This window comes from Curtobacterium sp. Leaf183 (assembly GCF_001424385.1).
In the GTDB taxonomy this organism is placed as follows: Bacteria; Actinomycetota; Actinomycetes; order Actinomycetales; family Microbacteriaceae; genus Curtobacterium.
Map to the genome: position 1 here is coordinate 107,876 of NZ_LMPO01000012.1, position 17,381 is coordinate 125,256.

General features: G+C 71.2%; 16 protein-coding genes. 12 read left to right on the forward strand and 4 right to left on the reverse strand.

What is annotated here, in order from left to right; genetic code table 11:
• On the reverse strand, positions 1–1,778 hold a 1,778-nt coding region (locus ASG04_RS17215), incomplete at its 3' end, for a peptide ABC transporter substrate-binding protein (RefSeq protein WP_200938550.1).
• A gap of 186 nt (positions 1,779–1,964) precedes the next feature.
• Between ASG04_RS17215 and ASG04_RS16325 the strand changes: the two genes are divergently transcribed.
• The 6 genes from ASG04_RS16325 to ASG04_RS16350 all read left to right on the forward strand — a co-directional run bounded on the left by ASG04_RS16325 (position 1,965) and on the right by ASG04_RS16350 (position 8,459).
• Positions 1,965–3,149: an ROK family protein gene (locus ASG04_RS16325; protein ID WP_082518313.1), complete on the forward strand. Its 1,185-nt coding sequence runs from the start codon at positions 1,965–1,967 to the stop codon at positions 3,147–3,149.
• On the forward strand, positions 3,142–4,689 hold the full coding sequence (locus tag ASG04_RS16330) for a M81 family metallopeptidase (protein WP_235515577.1): 1,548 nt from the start codon (positions 3,142–3,144) through the stop codon (positions 4,687–4,689). The genes ASG04_RS16325 and ASG04_RS16330 overlap by 8 nt, the downstream gene beginning before the upstream one ends.
• Entirely contained in the window at positions 4,686–5,423 is a 738-nt protein-coding gene (locus ASG04_RS16335) for a copper homeostasis protein CutC (RefSeq protein WP_056126485.1), read from the forward strand. Before ASG04_RS16330 ends, ASG04_RS16335 begins: the two co-directional genes overlap by 4 nt.
• Positions 5,424–5,543: 120 nt before the next feature.
• Entirely contained in the window at positions 5,544–6,452 is a 909-nt protein-coding gene (locus tag ASG04_RS16340) for a DUF808 domain-containing protein (protein ID WP_056126487.1), read from the forward strand.
• A gap of 10 nt (positions 6,453–6,462) precedes the next feature.
• Positions 6,463–6,900, forward strand: a complete 438-nt coding sequence (locus ASG04_RS16345; protein ID WP_056126490.1) for a MarR family winged helix-turn-helix transcriptional regulator — start codon at positions 6,463–6,465, stop codon at positions 6,898–6,900.
• Between the two features lie 134 nt (positions 6,901–7,034).
• A complete protein-coding gene (locus tag ASG04_RS16350) occupies positions 7,035–8,459 on the forward strand; it encodes an MATE family efflux transporter (RefSeq protein WP_056126491.1) in 1,425 nt (474 codons plus the stop codon).
• Positions 8,460–8,529: 70 nt separating this feature from the next.
• Here the strand turns inward: ASG04_RS16350 and ASG04_RS16355 are convergent, their stop codons facing one another.
• Positions 8,530–9,669 carry an AAA family ATPase gene (locus ASG04_RS16355; RefSeq protein ID WP_414835840.1) on the reverse strand — a complete coding sequence of 380 codons (1,140 nt, stop codon included), beginning with the start codon at positions 9,667–9,669 and terminating at the stop codon, positions 8,530–8,532.
• 146 nt (positions 9,670–9,815) lie between these two features.
• Between ASG04_RS16355 and ASG04_RS16360 the strand changes: the two genes are divergently transcribed.
• The 6 genes from ASG04_RS16360 to ASG04_RS16385 all read left to right on the forward strand — a co-directional run bounded on the left by ASG04_RS16360 (position 9,816) and on the right by ASG04_RS16385 (position 15,254).
• Positions 9,816–10,991, forward strand: coding sequence for a sensor histidine kinase (locus tag ASG04_RS16360; RefSeq protein ID WP_056126495.1), 1,176 nt, complete (start codon positions 9,816–9,818; stop codon positions 10,989–10,991).
• Positions 10,988–11,632 (forward strand): response regulator, encoded by a 645-nt coding sequence (locus ASG04_RS16365; RefSeq protein ID WP_056126498.1) that lies wholly within the window; start codon positions 10,988–10,990, stop codon positions 11,630–11,632. The genes ASG04_RS16360 and ASG04_RS16365 overlap by 4 nt, the downstream gene beginning before the upstream one ends.
• A 76-nt stretch (positions 11,633–11,708) precedes the next feature.
• Complete coding sequence (locus ASG04_RS16370; protein ID WP_056126715.1) at positions 11,709–12,446, forward strand: ABC transporter ATP-binding protein; 738 nt, start codon at positions 11,709–11,711, stop codon at positions 12,444–12,446.
• On the forward strand, positions 12,443–13,129 hold the full coding sequence (locus tag ASG04_RS16375; protein ID WP_056126500.1) for a hypothetical protein: 687 nt from the start codon (positions 12,443–12,445) through the stop codon (positions 13,127–13,129). The genes ASG04_RS16370 and ASG04_RS16375 overlap by 4 nt, the downstream gene beginning before the upstream one ends.
• A 98-nt stretch (positions 13,130–13,227) precedes the next feature.
• Positions 13,228–14,232 carry a Gfo/Idh/MocA family protein gene (locus ASG04_RS16380; protein WP_056126501.1) on the forward strand — a complete coding sequence of 335 codons (1,005 nt, stop codon included), beginning with the start codon at positions 13,228–13,230 and terminating at the stop codon, positions 14,230–14,232.
• A complete protein-coding gene (locus tag ASG04_RS16385; RefSeq protein ID WP_235515579.1) occupies positions 14,229–15,254 on the forward strand; it encodes a Gfo/Idh/MocA family protein in 1,026 nt (341 codons plus the stop codon). The genes ASG04_RS16380 and ASG04_RS16385 overlap by 4 nt, the downstream gene beginning before the upstream one ends.
• A gap of 23 nt (positions 15,255–15,277) precedes the next feature.
• Here ASG04_RS16385 and ASG04_RS16390 read toward each other — a convergent pair whose 3' ends face one another.
• Positions 15,278–16,354 (reverse strand): ABC transporter permease, encoded by a 1,077-nt coding sequence (locus ASG04_RS16390; protein ID WP_056126503.1) that lies wholly within the window; start codon positions 16,352–16,354, stop codon positions 15,278–15,280.
• Positions 16,351–17,232: an ABC transporter ATP-binding protein gene (locus ASG04_RS16395; protein ID WP_056126505.1), complete on the reverse strand. Its 882-nt coding sequence runs from the start codon at positions 17,230–17,232 to the stop codon at positions 16,351–16,353. Before ASG04_RS16395 ends, ASG04_RS16390 begins: the two co-directional genes overlap by 4 nt.
• Positions 17,233–17,381: the final 149 nt, after the last annotated feature.

The following is a 17,381-nucleotide window of genomic DNA, read 5'->3' on the forward strand; positions in this document are numbered from 1 at the left end:
TGGGCCGGGTGGAAGTTGGCGAGCGAGTCCTGGTCGAACCCGTTCAGACCCTGCTTGACCACCGAGATCTGGTAGTCCGGGCTGGGCAGCCAGATCACCGGCAGGTCCTTGGCGACGGCGGCGCTGTAGTCCTGCACGGCGGCTGCGTCCGTCGAGGTGGTCGTCGCGTTGACCAGCGAGTCGACCTCCTTGTTGGAGTAGCTGCCGAAGTTCGCCGAACCGCCGGTCTGGAAGAGCGACTCACCGGTCGGGTAGGCCGGGAAGTACCAGCTGCCCGCCGTGCCGAAGAACGACAGGTCCCAGTCGCAGCTCGCCTGGTCCGAGGTGCAGGTCGGGGTCTGCGACAGCACGCTCGACACCGGCGCGGTCTTGATCGTGAAGCCGATGCCGGTCTTCTGCAGCGACGACTGGATCGCGCTCATCATGTTGTCGGTGACGGTCGAGCCGGACTGCGACAGGACGGACATCGTGAACTTCGTGCCGGCTGCCACGCCCTCGCCGCACTGGCTGTCGCCGGATCCGGCGTCGGTGCAGACCATCGTGCCGCCCTTCGCGGTCCAGCCGTGGCTGGTGAGCAGGGCCTTGGCCTTCGACGTGCTGAACGGGTACGGGTTGTCCTTCTGCGTGCTGGACACGTAGTCGGACTCCTGCGCCTGCGGGATCGGACCGTAGGTCGAGGTGGCGGTGCCGTTGAACACGACCTTGGAGAGCGAGGCCTGGTCGATCGACATCTGCACGGCCTGGCGGGCGTACAGCTGCTTGAAGACGGCGCCCATGGTCGGGTTGTTGAAGTTGTACGGCATGTACGTGATCGCCCAGCCGGTCCACGGCTTGACGTCGTAGCCCTTCGACGTGAAGGAGTCCTTCTGGTCGAGGTCGGTGGCGTTGATGTACCCGTAGTCGACCGCACCCGAGCGAACCGCGTTGGTCTCGGCGTCCGTCGTCGTGTACGGCAGCAGGTTCACCGTCGTGATCGAGGGCTTCTCGCCGCCGTCGTACTGCTTGTTGGCGGTGAGCTGCACCTTGCCGGCGGTCGTGAACGAGGTCACGCCGTAGGGGCCGGAGATCGTCTTCCACAGGTCGTCACTGGCGTAGTCCGAGATCTTGCCCGCGGCGGTGTTGAGGTACTTCCACACGGACTTGGCGCCGGCGGTGGTCTCGTCCGCGTCGGTCACCTTCGCGCCGGCGCTGGTCTTGTCCCAGGCATGCTGCGGCAGCGGGATGATGTGGCTCAGCTGGTTGGCGAGCATCCAGTCGGCGTTGTAGGCCTTGTCGAACGTGATCGTGAAGTGCGTGTCGTCGACGGCCTTGAACGAGGTCCAGTTGTCCGGTGCCTTGCCCTCGGAGTACGAGCCCCACTGGTCCTTGTTCGCCTTGATCAGGTTGAACCAGAACTCGACGTCGCGACTGGTGATGGGCTTGCCGTCCGACCAGTGCCGGTCCCCGAGCGTCATCGTGACGCTGGTGCCGTCGCTGGCGAAGTCGGCGGCCGTGGCGATCGATCCCGCCTTGTTCCACGCGATCTTGCCCGTCGAGCCGTCGTACGCCACCAGGGGCTCGTACAGCGACTGCGCGATCGAGCCGTTGTTCGTGTTGAGGTGCGCCGCGGTGCCGATCGGCAGGATCCAGTTCGGCGTGAAGTTGGCCGGCAGCGCGTAGTTGATCTCGTCGGACTTCGCGTTCGAGGTGGCGGAACCGCCCCCGGAACAGCCGGCGAGCAGGGCGCTCACCGCGAGCGCGGCTCCGGTGAGCAGTGCCCAGCGACGGGGCTTCATCATGTGGACTCCTTGAACAGGGACGTCGGGATGCGCACAGTCAATGGCCAAAGTCGTTGGAAAAACAAACGTTCCCGTGTAAATAGTCTGTTTCTGCCGAACGGGCGAAACGGAACGTGTCTGCCCGGACCGTAGAGTTCCTGCCAGACGGCCGTTCCGGTCGTGCTTCGTGCGTGATTGGAGAAAGTCGTGGCCGACCTCAGTTCGCGGGTGCTGGAACTCGTCGCATCGGGTCAGGCGTCCAGCCGCACCGAGATCGCGCAGCTGCTCGGCGCCGCGCCCTCGACCGTCTCGCACGTCGTCGGCCAGCTGCTCGAACACGGCATCCTCGCCGAGGAGGGCACCGACGTCTCGACCGGTGGTCGCCCCCGCAAGGTGCTGCGGATCGGCGGGGCGGACGAGTACGCGGTGGCCGCCGACGTCGGTGGCGGACACGCGCGGATCGGCATCGTCCTGCCGGGAGGCTCGCTCGAGTCGGTCGCGAACGTCCCGTTCGCGCTCTCCGACGGTCCCACCGCCGGGCTGACACGGTTGGCGGAGTTGCTGGAACAGCTGGTCGAGTCGCGTGGACGCGACGGCCTGCGCGGTGTCGGGCTGAGCCTGCCCGGGCCGGTCGACGTCGAGGCCGGGGTCGTCGACCTGCCCAGCCGCATGCCCGGGTGGAACGGCTTCCCGGTGGCGTCGTGGCTCGAGGAGCGGTTCGGGGTCCCCGCGGCCGTCGACAACGACGCGAACTGCATGGCCGCCGGCGAACAGACCGTGCAGGACCCGCGCCGACGCCAGGCCATCACGATCAAGGCCGGGTCGGCGATCGGCGCCGGCATCGTCATCGACGGCCGGCTGTACCGCGGCTCGACCGGGGCGGCGGGCGACATCACGCACGTGCGCATCGACGCGGCGGGCGACACCCCCTGCTCCTGCGGCAACACCGGGTGCCTGGAGACCGTGGCGTCCGGGGCGGCGCTCGTCCGGATCCTCTCCGCCGCCGGCGCCCCCGTCACCTCGACCGCCGACGTCGTCCGGCTCGCCTCGGACGCCGACCCCGAGGCCACGCGGGCGGTCCGACTGGCCGGGCGGTACCTGGGCGAGGTCCTCGCCGCCAACGTGAACTTCTTCAACCCGGATGCCGTGTACCTCGGCGGCATCCTCTCCACCCTCGACCCGTTCGTCGCGGCCGTGCGGAGCCAGCTCTACGAGAGCTGCCACCCGCTCATGACCGAGCACCTCGCCATCGAGCGCGTGTCGCTCGGCGCGGACGCGGGTCTCGTCGGCGCGGGACAGTTCGCCCTGCAGCGCGGTCTGACGGCCTCGCTGCAGGAACTGTCCGCCCCGATCCCCCAGTCGACCACCAGGAACAGGAGCGTCCGTGTCTGACACGACCACCATCGCATCGTCCGCGTCGCCGGACCGCCGCCCGGTCATCGCCATCGCCGGGCTGGCCATCGAGACCTCGACCTTCACCCCGACCAGGACCCTCGCGCCGGCCTTCCACCCGGACCGCGGGGACGAGGTCGTGGCGCGGTACCCGTTCCTGGCGTCGCTGGACGCGGACTTCCACGGCGCACTGATCGGGCACGCGCTGCCCGGCGGGATCGTCGCGCGGGACTCCTACGAGGCACTCGCGGACGAGATCGTCGCGCGGCTGTCCTCCATCGTGGCGACGACGTCCGTGGACGGCCTCTGGTACGACATCCACGGGGCAATGGTCGTCGAGGGGCTGGACGACGCCGAGTCCGACCTGCTCGGACGCATCCGCGACGTGATCGGCCCCGACGTGATCGTGTCGGCGTCGATGGACCTGCACGGCAACGTCACCGCCGAGCTCGCGCACCAGGTCGACCTGGTCACCTGCTACCGGATGGCCCCGCACGAGGACGCGATGGACACCAAGGAGCGCGCCGTCCGCAACCTGGTCGAGGTCCTCTCGACACGCCCGGTCGGCTCGCAGCGTCCGGTCAAGGCCTGGGTGCCGATCCCGGTGCTGCTGCCCGGCGAACAGACGTCGACACGGCTCGAGCCCGCCGCTTCGCTGTACGCCCAGGTACCGGAGGTCGAGGCGACCGCCGGTGTGCTCGACGCCGCGATCTGGGTCGGGTACGCGTGGGCCGACCAGCCGCGCGACCGTGCCGTCACCGTCGTCACCGGGTGGGACCGCGCCGCCGTGGCCGCCGGCGCCGAACGGCTGGCACGCGCGTTCTGGGACGTGCGCGAGGACTTCGTGTTCGTGGCGCCGACGGGCTCGTTCGACGAGTGCCTCGCCGCGGCGCTGGCACCCGGTGCCGCCCGGCCGTACTTCATCTCCGACTCGGGCGACAACCCGACCGCCGGCGGTTCGGGCGACATGACCTGGGGGCTGACGCAGATGTTGGCGCACCCCGCGTTCGCCGATCCGAGCGGCCCGGTCGTCATCTACGCGAGTGTGCCGGGACCGGCTGCGGTTGCCACGGCCGTCGAGGCGGGCGTCGGTGCGACCGTCACCGTGACCGCCGGCGCCGCGGTGGACGACATCCACGCTGGACCGATCACGATGACCGGTCGCGTGCACGCGATCAAGCACGGCGACCGCGACGCCGAGACCGAGGTCGTGCTGCAGGTCGGCAGCGTGTTCGCGATCCTGACGGCGCTGCGCAAGCCGTACCACCACGAGCACGACTTCACCGACCTGGACCTGAACCCGCGCGAGGCCGACGTCGTCGTCGTGAAGATCGGGTACCTCGAGCCCGAGCTGTTCGACATGGCCGCCGACTGGATGCTCGCGCTGACGCCGGGCGGGGTCGACCAGGACCTGGAGCGCCTCGGCCACCACCGGATCGTCCGGCCGATGTACCCCTACGATCGAGTGTTCCCCACGGCACCGGACCTCGGTGCCCGGATCATCCCCCCGTCGAACGAACCGCTCGGAGACATCGCGTGACCACTGCCCCAGTTGCCCTCGAGATCGCGGTCACGTCGCCGGCCGGTGCGGTCGTCGCCGGGGACGCCGGGGCCGACCGGGTGGAGCTGTGCGTCGGTCTCGAGCTCGGTGGGTTGACCCCGTCGCAGGCCCTCGTCGAGGCCACCCACGAGACGGGCATCGCCGCGCACGCGCTCGTCCGGTGCCGTCCCGGCGGGTTCGTGCACGACGGCGACGAGATCGACCTGATGGTCCGTGAGGTCACCGCGGTGCTCCGCTCGGGTGCCGCCGGCGTCGTGGTCGGTGCGCTGCGCCCGGACCACACGCTCGACGTCGACGCCCTCCGGCGCTTCGTGGACGCGGCCCGCTCCGTCCGTTCCTCGGCCGAGGTCACCCTGCACCGCGCGGTCGACCACGCCGCCGACCCCGTCGCCGCCGTCGCCCTGCTCGCCGACCTCGGGTTCACCCGCGTGCTGACGTCGGGCGGCGCCCCCACGGCCGCGGCCGGCGCGTCGACGATCGCCCGCATGGTGCCCGCCGCCGGGCCCGTGCAGGTGATGGCCGGCGCCGGGGTGACCCCGCACGACGTCCCCGCGCTGGTCGCCACCGGAGTCGCTGCCGTGCACCTGTCGGCGAAGCGGTCGTCGGGCGGCGCGCACGACGGCGTGCCGATGGGTGCGGGCGACGACGGCTCGGCGCACTTCGTCACCGACGCGGCGGTCGTCGCCGCGGCTCGGGCCGCGCTCGACGCCTGACCCGCGCCGCTGCGCCGCTGCGCCGTGGCCGCGAGACGCCGCCCGCGGTGAGGAACCGGACCGCCTAGAGTGCACAGCATGCCGACACCGACCCCCGCCGCCTGAGACCGGGAGCCGCACATGTCCGTTGGACTGCTCGCCGTCGTCGACGACATCCTCTCCGCCGCGCTCAAGGCCAGCGCGAAGACCGCCGGCGTCGTCATCGACGACGCCGCGGTCACGCCGCAGTACGTGCAGGGCCTCGCGCCCGCCCGGGAGCTCTCCGTGGTCGGGAAGATCGCCCTCGGCAGCCTGTTCAACAAGTTCGTCATCATCATCCCGGTGGCGCTGCTGCTGTCGACGTTCGCGCCGTGGGTGCTGCCGTGGCTGCTCGTGATCGGCGGCACGTACTTGTGCTTCGAGGGCGCCGAGAAGGTCGCCGAGTGGTTCGGACACCACCACGTGTCCGCCGACGACGACTCCCGCGACGAACGCAAGCTCGTGTTCGGCGCGATCCGCACGGACCTGATCCTCAGCACCGAGATCATGCTCATCGCCCTCGCGAGCCTCGACACCAGCCTGGGCTTCTGGCTCACCCTCGCCGCCCTGGCGCTCATCGCCCTTGGGATGACCGCACTGGTCTACGGCGCGGTGGCACTGCTCGTGAAGATCGACGACGTCGGGCTGCGGCTCATGGCACACCCGTCCCAGGGGCTGCGACGACTCGGCGACCGCGTGGTGCGCTCGATGCCCGCCGTGTTCCGCACGATCGGGATCGTCGGCACCGTCGCGATGCTCTGGGTCGGTGGCCACCTGGTGATCGCGAACCTGGCCGAGACCTTCTGGCACGGCCCGTACGACCTGCTGCACGTCCTGACTCACGCAGTCGAGCCCGCCGGGCCGGTCGTCGAGTGGCTCGCGGACACGGCAGCGTCGGCGGTCTTCGGCCTGCTGCTCGGAGCCGTGGTGGTCCTGGTCGTCACGGCGGTCCGACGCCTCCGCCCCGCACGTGCGCACGAGCGCGTTGACAGTTTGAGTTCAAACAGTTAGAGTTCTGATCATGCAGGCACCGCACTTCGACACACCCCTCCAGCTCATGCGCTGGATCGGGTGGGCCCAGCGCAAGGCCGCCGAGGACTGGGTGCGTGAGCGCGAGCTGACGCACGAGCAGAGCTTCGTGCTCGGGTACCTGCAGCAGAACCCCGGCGCCATCCAGCGTGACATCGCCGCGATGACCCGAACCAGTGCCGCCAGCGTCTCGAGCCTGCTGCAGGGGCTCGAGAAACGCGGCCTCGTCGAACGACGAGCCGACGCCGGGAACGCCCGGACCAAGCTCGTGTACGCCACACCCACCGGCATCGAACTGATCGCCGGGTTCGAGGACGCGATGCTCGCCCTCGACGACCGCCTGCTCGCGCCGCTCAGTCCGGACGAGCGCGCCACGCTCCGCGACCTCCTCCGCAAGGTGACCGCGGAGCTGCCGGAACCCACCCGGTAACCGCAGCCGAGCCTCCCGGCCTCCGTCGGTGGCGCCAGCCTGCCCACGCGACGGCACCCGCCGCACGCGCCCCATCGTCCTGCCGTGCCGACACCGTCGGCGCGCGCTCCGTCCTGCCCGGAAGGGGTCGGTCCATGAGCTCCACCACCACCGCAGCGCAGTCGAACCGCTGGTACCTGTCCGCTGCCCCCATCGCCCGCGCCCTCGTGCACCTGTGTGTGCCGATGGCCGCGGCGATGGTCGTCAGCGCGCTGTACAACGTCATCAACGCGGGGTTCATCGGCGCGCAGCACGACACCGCGCTCCTCGCCGCGATCACCTTCGGCACGCCGCTCCTCGGTCTCGTCATGGCCATCGGCGGCGTCTTCGGGGTGGGTGGCAGCGCGCTGATGTCCCGCCTGCTCGGAGCTTCCGAGCAGGATCCGGCCCAGGCGGGCGAGATCAAGCACGTCGCGTCCTTCGCGGTCTGGGGCTCGGTCGTCACCGGGATCGTCCTGGGCGGCCTGGGCCTGCTGTTCCTGGGGCCCCTCGTCGGCGTCCTCGGTGCCGATGCCGCCGCCGTACCGGCCACGAGCGCCTACGTCAGCGTGATGCTCGCCTTCGTCCCGGTCCTGGCCGCCGCGTTCTGTCTCGAACAGATGGTCCGCGCCGAGGGTGCCGCCCGCCAGGCGATGGTGGGCCTGGTCCTGTCGACGATCGGCAACCTGGTCTTCGACGTGCTCTTCATCCTGGTCCTGCACTGGGGCGTCGCCGGCGCCGCACTCGCGGTCGGCCTCGCCAACGCCGTGAGCATCGTCTACTGGGTGCTGTGGCTCGGGAAGCACAGCGAGAACGTCTCCCTGTCGGTCCGCTGGTTCACGCTCCGTCCCGCCGTCCTCGGGCCGGTCTTCGGCATCGGCGTCAGCGAGCTGCTGCAGGCCGGGTTCCTCATCGTGACGACCCTCGTGCTCAACAACCTCGCGGCGCAGTACGGCGACGACCCACTGGCGGCGATGGGCGTCGCCGTCCGGATCGCCCAGGTGCCGGAGTTCCTGGTGATGGGCGTCACGATCGGGGTGCTGCCGCTGCTCGCCTACGCCTACGGCAAGGGCGACCGGGAGCGCCTCCGCTCGGCGCTGCGGGCATCGGCGCTGACGGTGGGGGCGATCGTGCTGCTGTTCTCGGGCACGGTGTTCGTCTTCCGCGAGCAGGTCTTCACGGTCTTCTCCTCGGACCACTCGGTGCTGGCGATCGGCCTGACGATCCTGGTCGCGCAGCTCGTCGCCACGGTCGTGAACGGCTTCACCGGCCTGTTCACCTCGCTGTTCCAGGCGGCCGGCCTCGTCACCCCGGCGATCGCGATGTCCATGGCGCAGGGCATCCTCTTCATCCCGATCGTGCTGCTCGGCAACCTGTGGTTCGGCCTCGCCGGCATCATCTGGGCGCTGACGATCACCGAGGTCCTGGTCTTCCTGGCCGGCGTCGTCGTCTGGCTGGCCTCGCGCGGACGGATCGACCGCGGGCTGGCCGCGGGGAGCGCGGAGCGCGCCGAGGCGGTGCTGGAACAGGCGACCGTCTGATCCGCATGCACCGCGGTGACGGACGGGAGGCCGGGTGCCAGCTGGCACCGGGCCTCCCGTCCGTCTCGGGTCACGCGGGAGCGTGCGCGCTCGGCGGCGGGAAGTCACCCCAGTCGTCCGACACCGGCGCGCCGGATGGCTCCGCGGTCATCGATCGGATGTAGTCCCCGAGGTACGGCAGTGAGAAGACGACGTGGCCGCGACCGTCTGCCTGCACGTAGCCACTCTCGATGAGGCGTTTCTTGTAGACCTGCACGTACTGGTCCGACACCCCCATGCGCCGCACGATGTCAGCGATCTTGCTCCTGCCACCCTCGTCCGCTGCCATCGCGGTGACGAACTCCTGGTCCTTGTCCGACAGGTCCTGGTACACCCGGCTGATGACCCGGCGTTCGACGGCGGTGATGGCACGACTGTGCGCTGCATGCGCGTCTGCGGTGGTGATCGTCGAGGACGATCCGCTGCTCCGCCAGGCGAAGTCCCCGGCCAGTTGAACGAGGTACGGGTAGCCCTGCGAGATCGTCGCGAGCAGCGTGAGCGCCTCGGGTTCGATCTGCTTCCCGCCGATGTGGATCGACTCGGCGAGCACGTGCTGGGTCTGTCGAGGAGTCAGCCGTCGGAAGTCGAGTTCGCGTGATCGACGGAGGAACGTCGTGTGCTCCTGTTCGACGAGCGCATCGAGGTCTACCTTGATGCCTGCGAACACGATCATCACGTTCGCGCCCTCGCTGATCGCGTGCGACACCTCGAGAGCGAACCGCGAGAGCTCACGCAGCCGCACCTTGCCAGACGACACCTCGTCGATCGTGATCAACAGGCCGGCGGGGCGTTGCGTGGCGAGTTCGGCGGACAGTGCGACGAGATCCCGGCGGAGGAGCGGTTTGACCTCCCGATGACGATCCACATACTCCCACTGGGCATTGAGCTGCCAGATACCGAGGCCGGTCAGACGCCCTCGAGCTTCGTGGCTCAGTTCCGAGAGCAGTGTGGGGACAGCGGTCTCCATGACTCGGTCCATGAGCCCCGCGCTCGCATCGTCACTGATGACGAGCCACCCGTTGTCCTTCGCGGAGTCCTGGAGCTTGGCCAACATGGAGGTCTTGCCTGCGCCATGGAGACCCGAGATGAGGACGGACTGGTTCTCACCGAAGTCCAGCGTCTCGAAGACGGCCGTCAACTCGGCGAGTTCCTCGTCATGCCCGCCGAACACCAACGGGCGCCGCCCGTATCCTGGGCTGAAGGGGCTCAGGTCCGGTACGCGACATCACTGGGACACGATATCAAATCCGTATTTATTGTGTTTATTTTCCGTGCCTTCCCGGAGCCTGGCTCCTGAGCGCGCGGTACCGTGGGCGCGTGACGACCGCGTCCCCCGCACCACCGCGCCCGGGTGCCCTGGAGCGCTGGGTCGCCGAGCGGCCCGGCACCGTCGACGTGCTGCTCGTCATCGTCTACGAACTGGTGACCGCGAGCCAGCTCCTGTCGCTACAGGCGTTCGACCGCGCACCCCTCGGCGCGGCGGTGCTGCTCGTCGCGGGGGTCGTGGTCGGCGCGCTCCGGCGACGGACACCGGTCGTCGCGCTCGCGGTGGCCGCCGTCGCCGCAGCAGTCGCGCTCCCGATCCCGCTGCCACCCCTCGTCCTGCTGGTCGTGGTCACCGTCGTCACCCGGGTCGGTGTCCGGACGGCCTGGACCGGCGCGGCTGCGACCGTCGTCGTGCTCGTCGTCGCGGGCGTCGTCGGGTTCCACGACCCGACCCGCGCGTTCCTCGGGACCGTCGTGCTGCTGGTCGGCATGGTGCTCGGGCTCTGGATCCGGACGCGTCGGGCATACGTGCAGGCGCTCGTCGAACTGGCCGACCGAGCGCGCGCCGAACAGGAGCGGCGGGCGGAGGACGCCGTCGCCGACGAACGTGCCCGGATCGCCCGCGAGATGCACGACGTCGTGGCCCACGGGCTCTCGGTGATGATCCGGCTGGCCGACGGCGCGGACGCCCTCGCCGTCCAGGACCCCGAGCGCTCACGGGAAGCCGTCCGGCGGGTCGGTTCGGTCGGGCGGGAGTCGCTCGCCGACATGCGCCGGGTGCTCGGGGTGCTGCGGTCCGCCCCCGCGGACGAACCGGGGACGCCGGACCTGCCCCAGCCGTCGATCGACGACCTGCAGCGCCTGGTCGCCGACCAGCGCGCGGCCGGGCTCCCCGTCACGCTGCACACGGACGGTGTCGGCGCGCTGCCGAGCAGCCTGGCCGGCACCGTCTACCGGATCGTGCAGGAGTCCCTGACGAACGCTTCCCGGTACGCGGCGGACGTCACGACCGTCGACGTCGAGGTCACACGGACCGGCCATCAGGTCGTCGTGGTCGTGCAGGACGACGGCCGAGCGCCCGGACCGGTGCCGTCGCAGGGATCGGAACGCGGACTCGTCGGGCTGCGGGAACGGGCGGCGCTCTACGATGGCGACGTGGAAGCAGGACCGGTGGCACCCCACGGCTGGCGGGTGCGCGTGGTCCTGCGTGCAGAGGGAGACGCATGACCCGGGTCCTGCTCGTCGACGACCAGGACCTCATCCGGATGGGGACCGCGATGGTGCTCGGCGCGACCGAGGACATCAGCGTGGTCGGCGAGGCGGCGAACGGGCACGAGGCCGTCGAACGCACCGCCGCACTCGACCCGGACGTCGTCGTGATGGACGTCCGCATGCCCGGGATGGACGGCCTCGAGGCAACCCGGCGCATCGTGGCCTCGGGGTCCCGGGCAGCGGTGCTCGTCCTCACCACCTTCGACCTCGACGAGTACGCCTTCGGCGCGCTGAACGCCGGAGCGAGCGGCTTCCTGCTCAAGGACGCCCGCCCCGACGAGCTCGTGCACGCCGTCCGGACCGTCGCCGCCGGGGACGCGATCGTGTCGCCGCGGGTCACCCGCCAGATGATCGAACTGCACCGCGGGAAGTTCCCCGGCCCGACCACCGAGGACCCGCGGATGGACACACTGACCGACCGCGAACGCGAGGTGTTCGTCGCGATCGGGCGCGGCCGCAACAACACCGAGATCGCGGCCGAGCTGTTCCTGTCCGAGTCGACGGTGAAGACCCACGTCGGCCGGGTCCTGGCGAAGCTCGAGCTGCGGGACCGGGTGCACGCCGTGATCCGCGCGCACGACCTCGGCCTGGTCTGACGGCGGTACCCGGGTACCACCGCGGCGGCCCTGCGGGGCGATGGGCCACGTCGACGCGCTCCGTAGCGTCGAACCCATGATCGAAGCACGCAACCTGACCAAGCGGCACGGCGCCCAGACCGTGGTCGAGGACCTGACGTTCGCGCTCCAGCCGGGGACGGTGACCGGCTTCCTCGGCCCGAACGGCGCCGGCAAGTCCTCCACGATGCGGATGGTCGTCGGCCTCGACCGCCCGACCTCCGGCACCGTCACCGTCGGCGGCCGTCCCTACGTCGAGTCGCCCGCCCCGATGCAGCTGCTCGGCGCGATGATCGACGCGAAGGCCGTCCACCCAGCCCGGACCGCCCGGGCGCACCTGACCGGGCTCGCCCTGACGCACGGCATCGGCCGCCGCCGGGTCAACACCGTCCTCGAGATGACCGGCCTGGCGAGCGTCGCCACGAAGCGGATCCGCACCTTCTCGCTCGGCATGGGTCAGCGGCTCGGCATCGCGACCGCACTGCTCGGCGACCCGCAGGTGCTGATGCTCGACGAGCCGGTCAACGGTCTCGACCCCCAGGGCGTCGTGTGGGTCCGGCAGCTCTGCCGCTCGTACGCCGCCCAGGGCCGCACCGTGCTGCTCTCCAGCCACAACATGGCCGAGACCGCCGCGACCGCCGACCGCCTGGTGGTCATCGGGAACGGCCGCAAGGTCGCCGACGGCACCACCGACCAGTTGCTCGCCGCGTCCCCCCGCCGCGACGCCACCCTCGAGGACGTCTTCTTCGACCTCACCGCCGGCCACACCACCCACGACGCAGGAGCCATCCGATGACCACCACCTCCCTCTCCTTCGCCGGCACGCTGCGCTCCGAGCTGCACGGGACCTGGTCCGTGCCGGCACTGCGCTGGCTGGTCCTGCTCGCCGCTCCCGCCGCCGCACTGACCACGATCGCGGCGGCGCACTTCAGCCCCGGGATCGCCGTCGCCAGCGGTTCGATGGTCGGCGGTGCGGTCCTCGCGCTCGTGGGCGGCCTGTCGATCGCGGGTGAGTACGCCACCGGGGCCGTCCGGACGACCGTCACCGCCGCACCCCGGCGAACCGCGCTCTTCCTCGCGAAGAGCCTGGCCGTCGTGCTGATCGGCCTGGCTGTCGGCTGGGTCGGCGGTCTCGTCGGAGCCGCTGCGAACGGCATCCTCGGCTCTGCGGCCTTGTCCGTGCTCGCGACCGGCCCCGCAGTCGCCGCCACAGGGCTGTTCGGGCTGTTCCTCGGCTTCCTCATCCGTCGCGTCGCACCGACCGCGGTCACCGCGGTGTTCGGGCTCTTCCTGGTCAGCGGGCTGCTGGGCGGCGTCCGGATCGGCGACGGCTACCTGACCGACTCGCTCTTCACGGACAGCACGGTGGCGCTCGTCGCCGGCACGCCGGACTGGAGCCAGCCGTTCGGCACGGTGGCCCTGTGGCTCGCGGTCGCCGGCGTCGCCGCCGCCGTCCGCCTGCGTCGGTCGGACGTCTGAGCCGGCACCCGGGCGTCGCGTGCGCTGACTAGCATGGCGACTGGCCGTCAGCGTCGACACCCGACAACCGTCGACCCGGCCCACGCGAAGGAGCCCCCGTGTCACCGACCCCCGTCCGGATCGGACTCGTCGGCGCCGGCGGCATCGCAGTGGCCCACCTGCCCGGGTTGCTGCGGCTCGGCCCGGTCACCGTGTTCGCCCACGCCGGAGCCCAGCAGCTCGCCGACGCGAACGCCGATGCCGCACGGGCCGCGGGCACGTCGATCACCGTGGTGGACTCGCTGCAGGAGCTGTTCGACGCCGTCGACGTGGTGGACGTGGTGACGCCGACCGCCACGCACGCCCAGGTGGTCCGCGCCGCGCTGGCCGCCGGCAAGGACGTCGTGTCCGAGAAGCCCCTCGCGCGCACCGACGCCGACGCGGCGGACCTGGTCCGGTGCGCTCGTGACGCAGGCCGGCAGCTCGTGCCGGCCCACGTGGTGCGCTTCTTCCCCGCGTACGTGCGGCTGCACGAGGCAGTCACCACGGGCCTCCTGGGCGACCTGGCGGTCCTGCGCTTCGTCCGGTCCGGCGCGTTCCCGATCCGGACGCCGTGGTTCGCGGACCACGCGCTGTCCGGCGGGATCGTGCTCGACCAGATGATCCACGACCTCGACATCGCCCGGTGGGTCGCGGGCGAGGTGACCGACGTGTCAGCCGTCCGCGTGCGGTCCGGCACCGCCGACGAGCCCGTCGAGGCCGCACACGTGCTCCTGACCCACGCCTCGGGTGCGATCAGCCACGTGGCGGGGATCTGGGGTCCGCAGCACCTGCCGTTCACCACCGAGTACGCGGTGACGGGCACCCGCGGCAGCCTGTCCCACCGTTCCCGCGACGAGCTCGACCTGCGCGCCGACCTGGCCGTACCCGGCGACGTCGACGGGTTCCTGCCCGCGATCGACCCGGCGGACGACCCGTACGCGGCAGAGCTCGCCGAGTTCATCGGGTCGTTCCGCGGCGGCCCGGCAGCGCGCGTGACCGCCGAGGACGGCGCGGCCGCGGTCCGGATCGCGAACGCGGCGATCACGTCGATCGAGACCGGACAGCCGGTGGTGCTGTCGTGACGGCGCTGCGGATCGGCGTGCTGTCCTTCGCGCACACGCACGCGATCGGGTACCTGCAGGCGCTCGCGGCGATGCCCGACGTCGAGGTGCGCGGCTCGGACCCCGACGGCGTCAGCACCGGTGACTCGGTGGGCGAACTGCGCGGGCGGGACCTGGCCGACGCGCTCGGGGTCGGGTACGCGGAGTCGGTCGACGAGCTGCTGGCCTGGGCGCCCGACGCTGTCGTGGTCGCGAGCGAGAACGCCCGTCACCGCGAGCTCGTGGAGCGCGCAGCAGCAGCCGGCGCCCATGTGCTCTGCGAGAAGCCGCTCGCGACCACGTGGGCCGACGGGCTGGCCATCCGGGACGCGGTCGAGGCCGCCGGGGTCATGCTCATGGTCGCGTTCCCGGTGCGGTTCGCGTCGTCGTTCGCACGGCTGCAGGCCACCCACGACGCCGGCGCGATCGGGCAGCTGTTCGCCGTGCGCGGGACCAACAACGGCATGCTCCCGCTGACCCGGGCGTGGTTCACGGACCCGGCGCTGTCCGGCGGTGGAGCGCTCGCGGACCACGTCGTGCACCTCGCCGACCTGCTCGACGCGCTGATGGGCGCCCGGGCGCTCACCGTCACGGCGGTCGCGAACCGCACCCTGCACGCCGACCGAGCCCGAGCCGAGACGGCAGCGCTCGTGACCATCACGTACGACAACGGCGTCGTGGCCGCGATCGACTGCTCGTGGAGCAAGCCGGACACCTCGGCGGTGTGGGGCGGGCTGACCCTCGACGTCGCCGGCACCGGCGGCACCGTGTCGATCGACCCGTTCGGGCCGGCCGCACACGGGATCGCCGCGGACACCGGCCTGCCGATCGAGGCCCGCTACGGCGCGGACTTCGACCAGGCGATGCTCCGCACGTTCCTCGACGCGGTGCGCAACGGCACGCAGCCCCAGCCCGACGTCCGGGTGGGGCTGCGGACCCTGGCGATCGTGCTCGCCGCACAGGAGTCGGTCCGGACGGGCCGGACGGTGTCGGTCGCCGACTGACACCAGGACGACCGGGCTGCGCGTCAGCGACGCATGGCCTCCGTGAGCTTCACGCGGCCACCGGTGCGGAGCAGGGCGTTCTCGTAGACCCGGGCACCGACGACCACCACGAGGGCGGCGGACACGACGACCACGAGGAGCGACAGGATCGGCTCCCACCACTCGGCGGTCCCCAGGAAGATCCGCATGGGCATGCCGATCGGGGCACTGAACGGCACGTACGACATGATGCCGAGCACCGTCGGGTTGTCCGCCGCGAAGATGATCAGGAAGTACGGGATCATCAGCAGCATCATCACCGGGGTCGTGACGCTGCCGACGTCCTCCTGCCGCGAGACCAGCGCTGCCGAGGCCGCGAACAGCGACGCCACCAGCACGAACCCGAACGCGAAGAACACGACGAACCACAGCATGCTCGGTCCGAGCAGTCCGAACAGGTTGTCCTGCCCGGTCACGGCGAGCGTCACGGCTGCGGCGATCGCGATGGCCACCACCTGCCCGAGCGCCATGATGCTGCTGCCGATCACCTTGCCGGCGAGCAGCGCACGGGCCGGGATCGCCGCCATCAGGATCTCCACCACCCGGGTGGACTTCTCCTCGACGACGCTCTGCGCGATCGACTGCCCGAAGGTCACGGCAGCGGCGAAGTACACGATGCCGAACGCGATCCCGATGAGCGAGATCAACCCGGGCGCCATCGCGTTCGGGTCGAGGAGCTCGACCCTGGGCGAGACGCTGAGCGCCTGGATCACGTCGGTCGGCGCCTGGTCGAGGCCGATCACCTCGAAGCCGAGCGGCCCGGACTCCGGCACGATCGCGGCGTCGACGTCCCCGGAGCGGACGAGCTTCTCGGCCGCGGCTCGGTCGTCGACCTGCGTCACGTCGAGGCCGCCGGACGAGGGCAGCGTGACGCCGTTCACGACCGCCACCGGGGTGGTGCTGCCGGCGGTGGACTTGCCGACGATCCCGCCGACGACGATCGACGCCGCGACCATCACGAGCAGGATGACCGCCGAGACGACGAAGGCCTTGCTGCGCAGCCGGGCCTGGATCTCGCGGACGGTGACCAGGCGGACCGCCATGGTGAAGGAGTTGTTCATCGGACGACCTCCCGGAAGACCTCGCTGAGCCGGGGCACGCGCGGGCCGAACGACCCGACCGTCCCGGTGGTGACGGCGCGCTGGAGCACGCGCTGGGCAACGGCCTCGTCGGCCTCGAAGACCGCGTAGCCGCCGTCGAACTCGCGCACGTGCACACCGGGCTCGTCGCGCAGCCACGCGGCGTCGCCGTCGACGAGCAGTTCCCACGCCGCGGGGCCAGCGGCCCGACGGAGTTCGTCCTGCGGACCGGCGGCGCGGATGCTGCCGTCGGCGATGACCACGACGTCGTCGCACAGCCGTTCGACGACGTCGAGCTGGTGGCTGGAGAACAGCACCGGGACCCCGTCGGCCGCGGCTTCGCGCAGGACGCCCAGCACGACGTCGACCGCCATCGGGTCAAGCCCGGAGAACGGCTCGTCGAGCACCAGGACCTCGGGCCGGTGTGCGAGCGCGGCGGCGACCTGCACGCGCTGCTGGTTGCCGAGCGAGAGCTTCTCGACCGGGTCGTCGGCGTGCTGACCGAGCTCGAGCCGGTCGAGCAGTTCTGCGGTGCGCGCCGCCGCCGCCCGACGGTCGACCCCGTGCAGCCGCGCCAGGTAGGTGACCTGTTCGGCGACGGGCATCTTCGGGTACAGGCCGCGTTCCTCGGGCATGTACCCGAAGCGACGGCGGTCGGCCGGACCGATGGCCTGACCGTCGATGGACACGGACCCGCCGTCGGCGTCGAGCACGCCGAGCATGATCCGCATGGTGGTGGTCTTGCCGGCGCCGTTGCCGCCGACGAAGCCGGTGAGGCGGCCTCGGCCCACCTCGAACGTCACGTCGTCGAGCACCCGGCGTTCGCCGAAGTGCTTCGTCACTCCCTCGACCCTGAGCATCGTGTCCCCTTCCGGCGGTGGGAGGCTTCCCACCGCACCTCCGACGCTACGGAGGACCCGCGGTCCGCACCTCCCACGCCGGGCGGAACCCGGGCCTCCACCCCGAGACGGAGACGAGCCGGACGGAGCCGAGACGGAGCCGAGACGAC

Coding starts and splice junctions, on each gene's coding strand:
- ASG04_RS16390 (WP_056126503.1), bottom strand. CDS start 16,354: ATGAACAACTCCTTCACCATGGCGGTCCGCCTGGTCACCGTCCGCGAG.
- ASG04_RS16370 (WP_056126715.1), top strand. CDS start 11,709: ATGATCGAAGCACGCAACCTGACCAAGCGGCACGGCGCCCAGACCGTG.
- ASG04_RS16395 (WP_056126505.1), bottom strand. CDS start 17,232: ATGCTCAGGGTCGAGGGAGTGACGAAGCACTTCGGCGAACGCCGGGTG.
- ASG04_RS16350 (WP_056126491.1), top strand. CDS start 7,035: ATGAGCTCCACCACCACCGCAGCGCAGTCGAACCGCTGGTACCTGTCC.
- ASG04_RS16375 (WP_056126500.1), top strand. CDS start 12,443: ATGACCACCACCTCCCTCTCCTTCGCCGGCACGCTGCGCTCCGAGCTG.
- ASG04_RS16365 (WP_056126498.1), top strand. CDS start 10,988: ATGACCCGGGTCCTGCTCGTCGACGACCAGGACCTCATCCGGATGGGG.
- ASG04_RS16340 (WP_056126487.1), top strand. CDS start 5,544: ATGTCCGTTGGACTGCTCGCCGTCGTCGACGACATCCTCTCCGCCGCG.
- ASG04_RS16345 (WP_056126490.1), top strand. CDS start 6,463: ATGCAGGCACCGCACTTCGACACACCCCTCCAGCTCATGCGCTGGATC.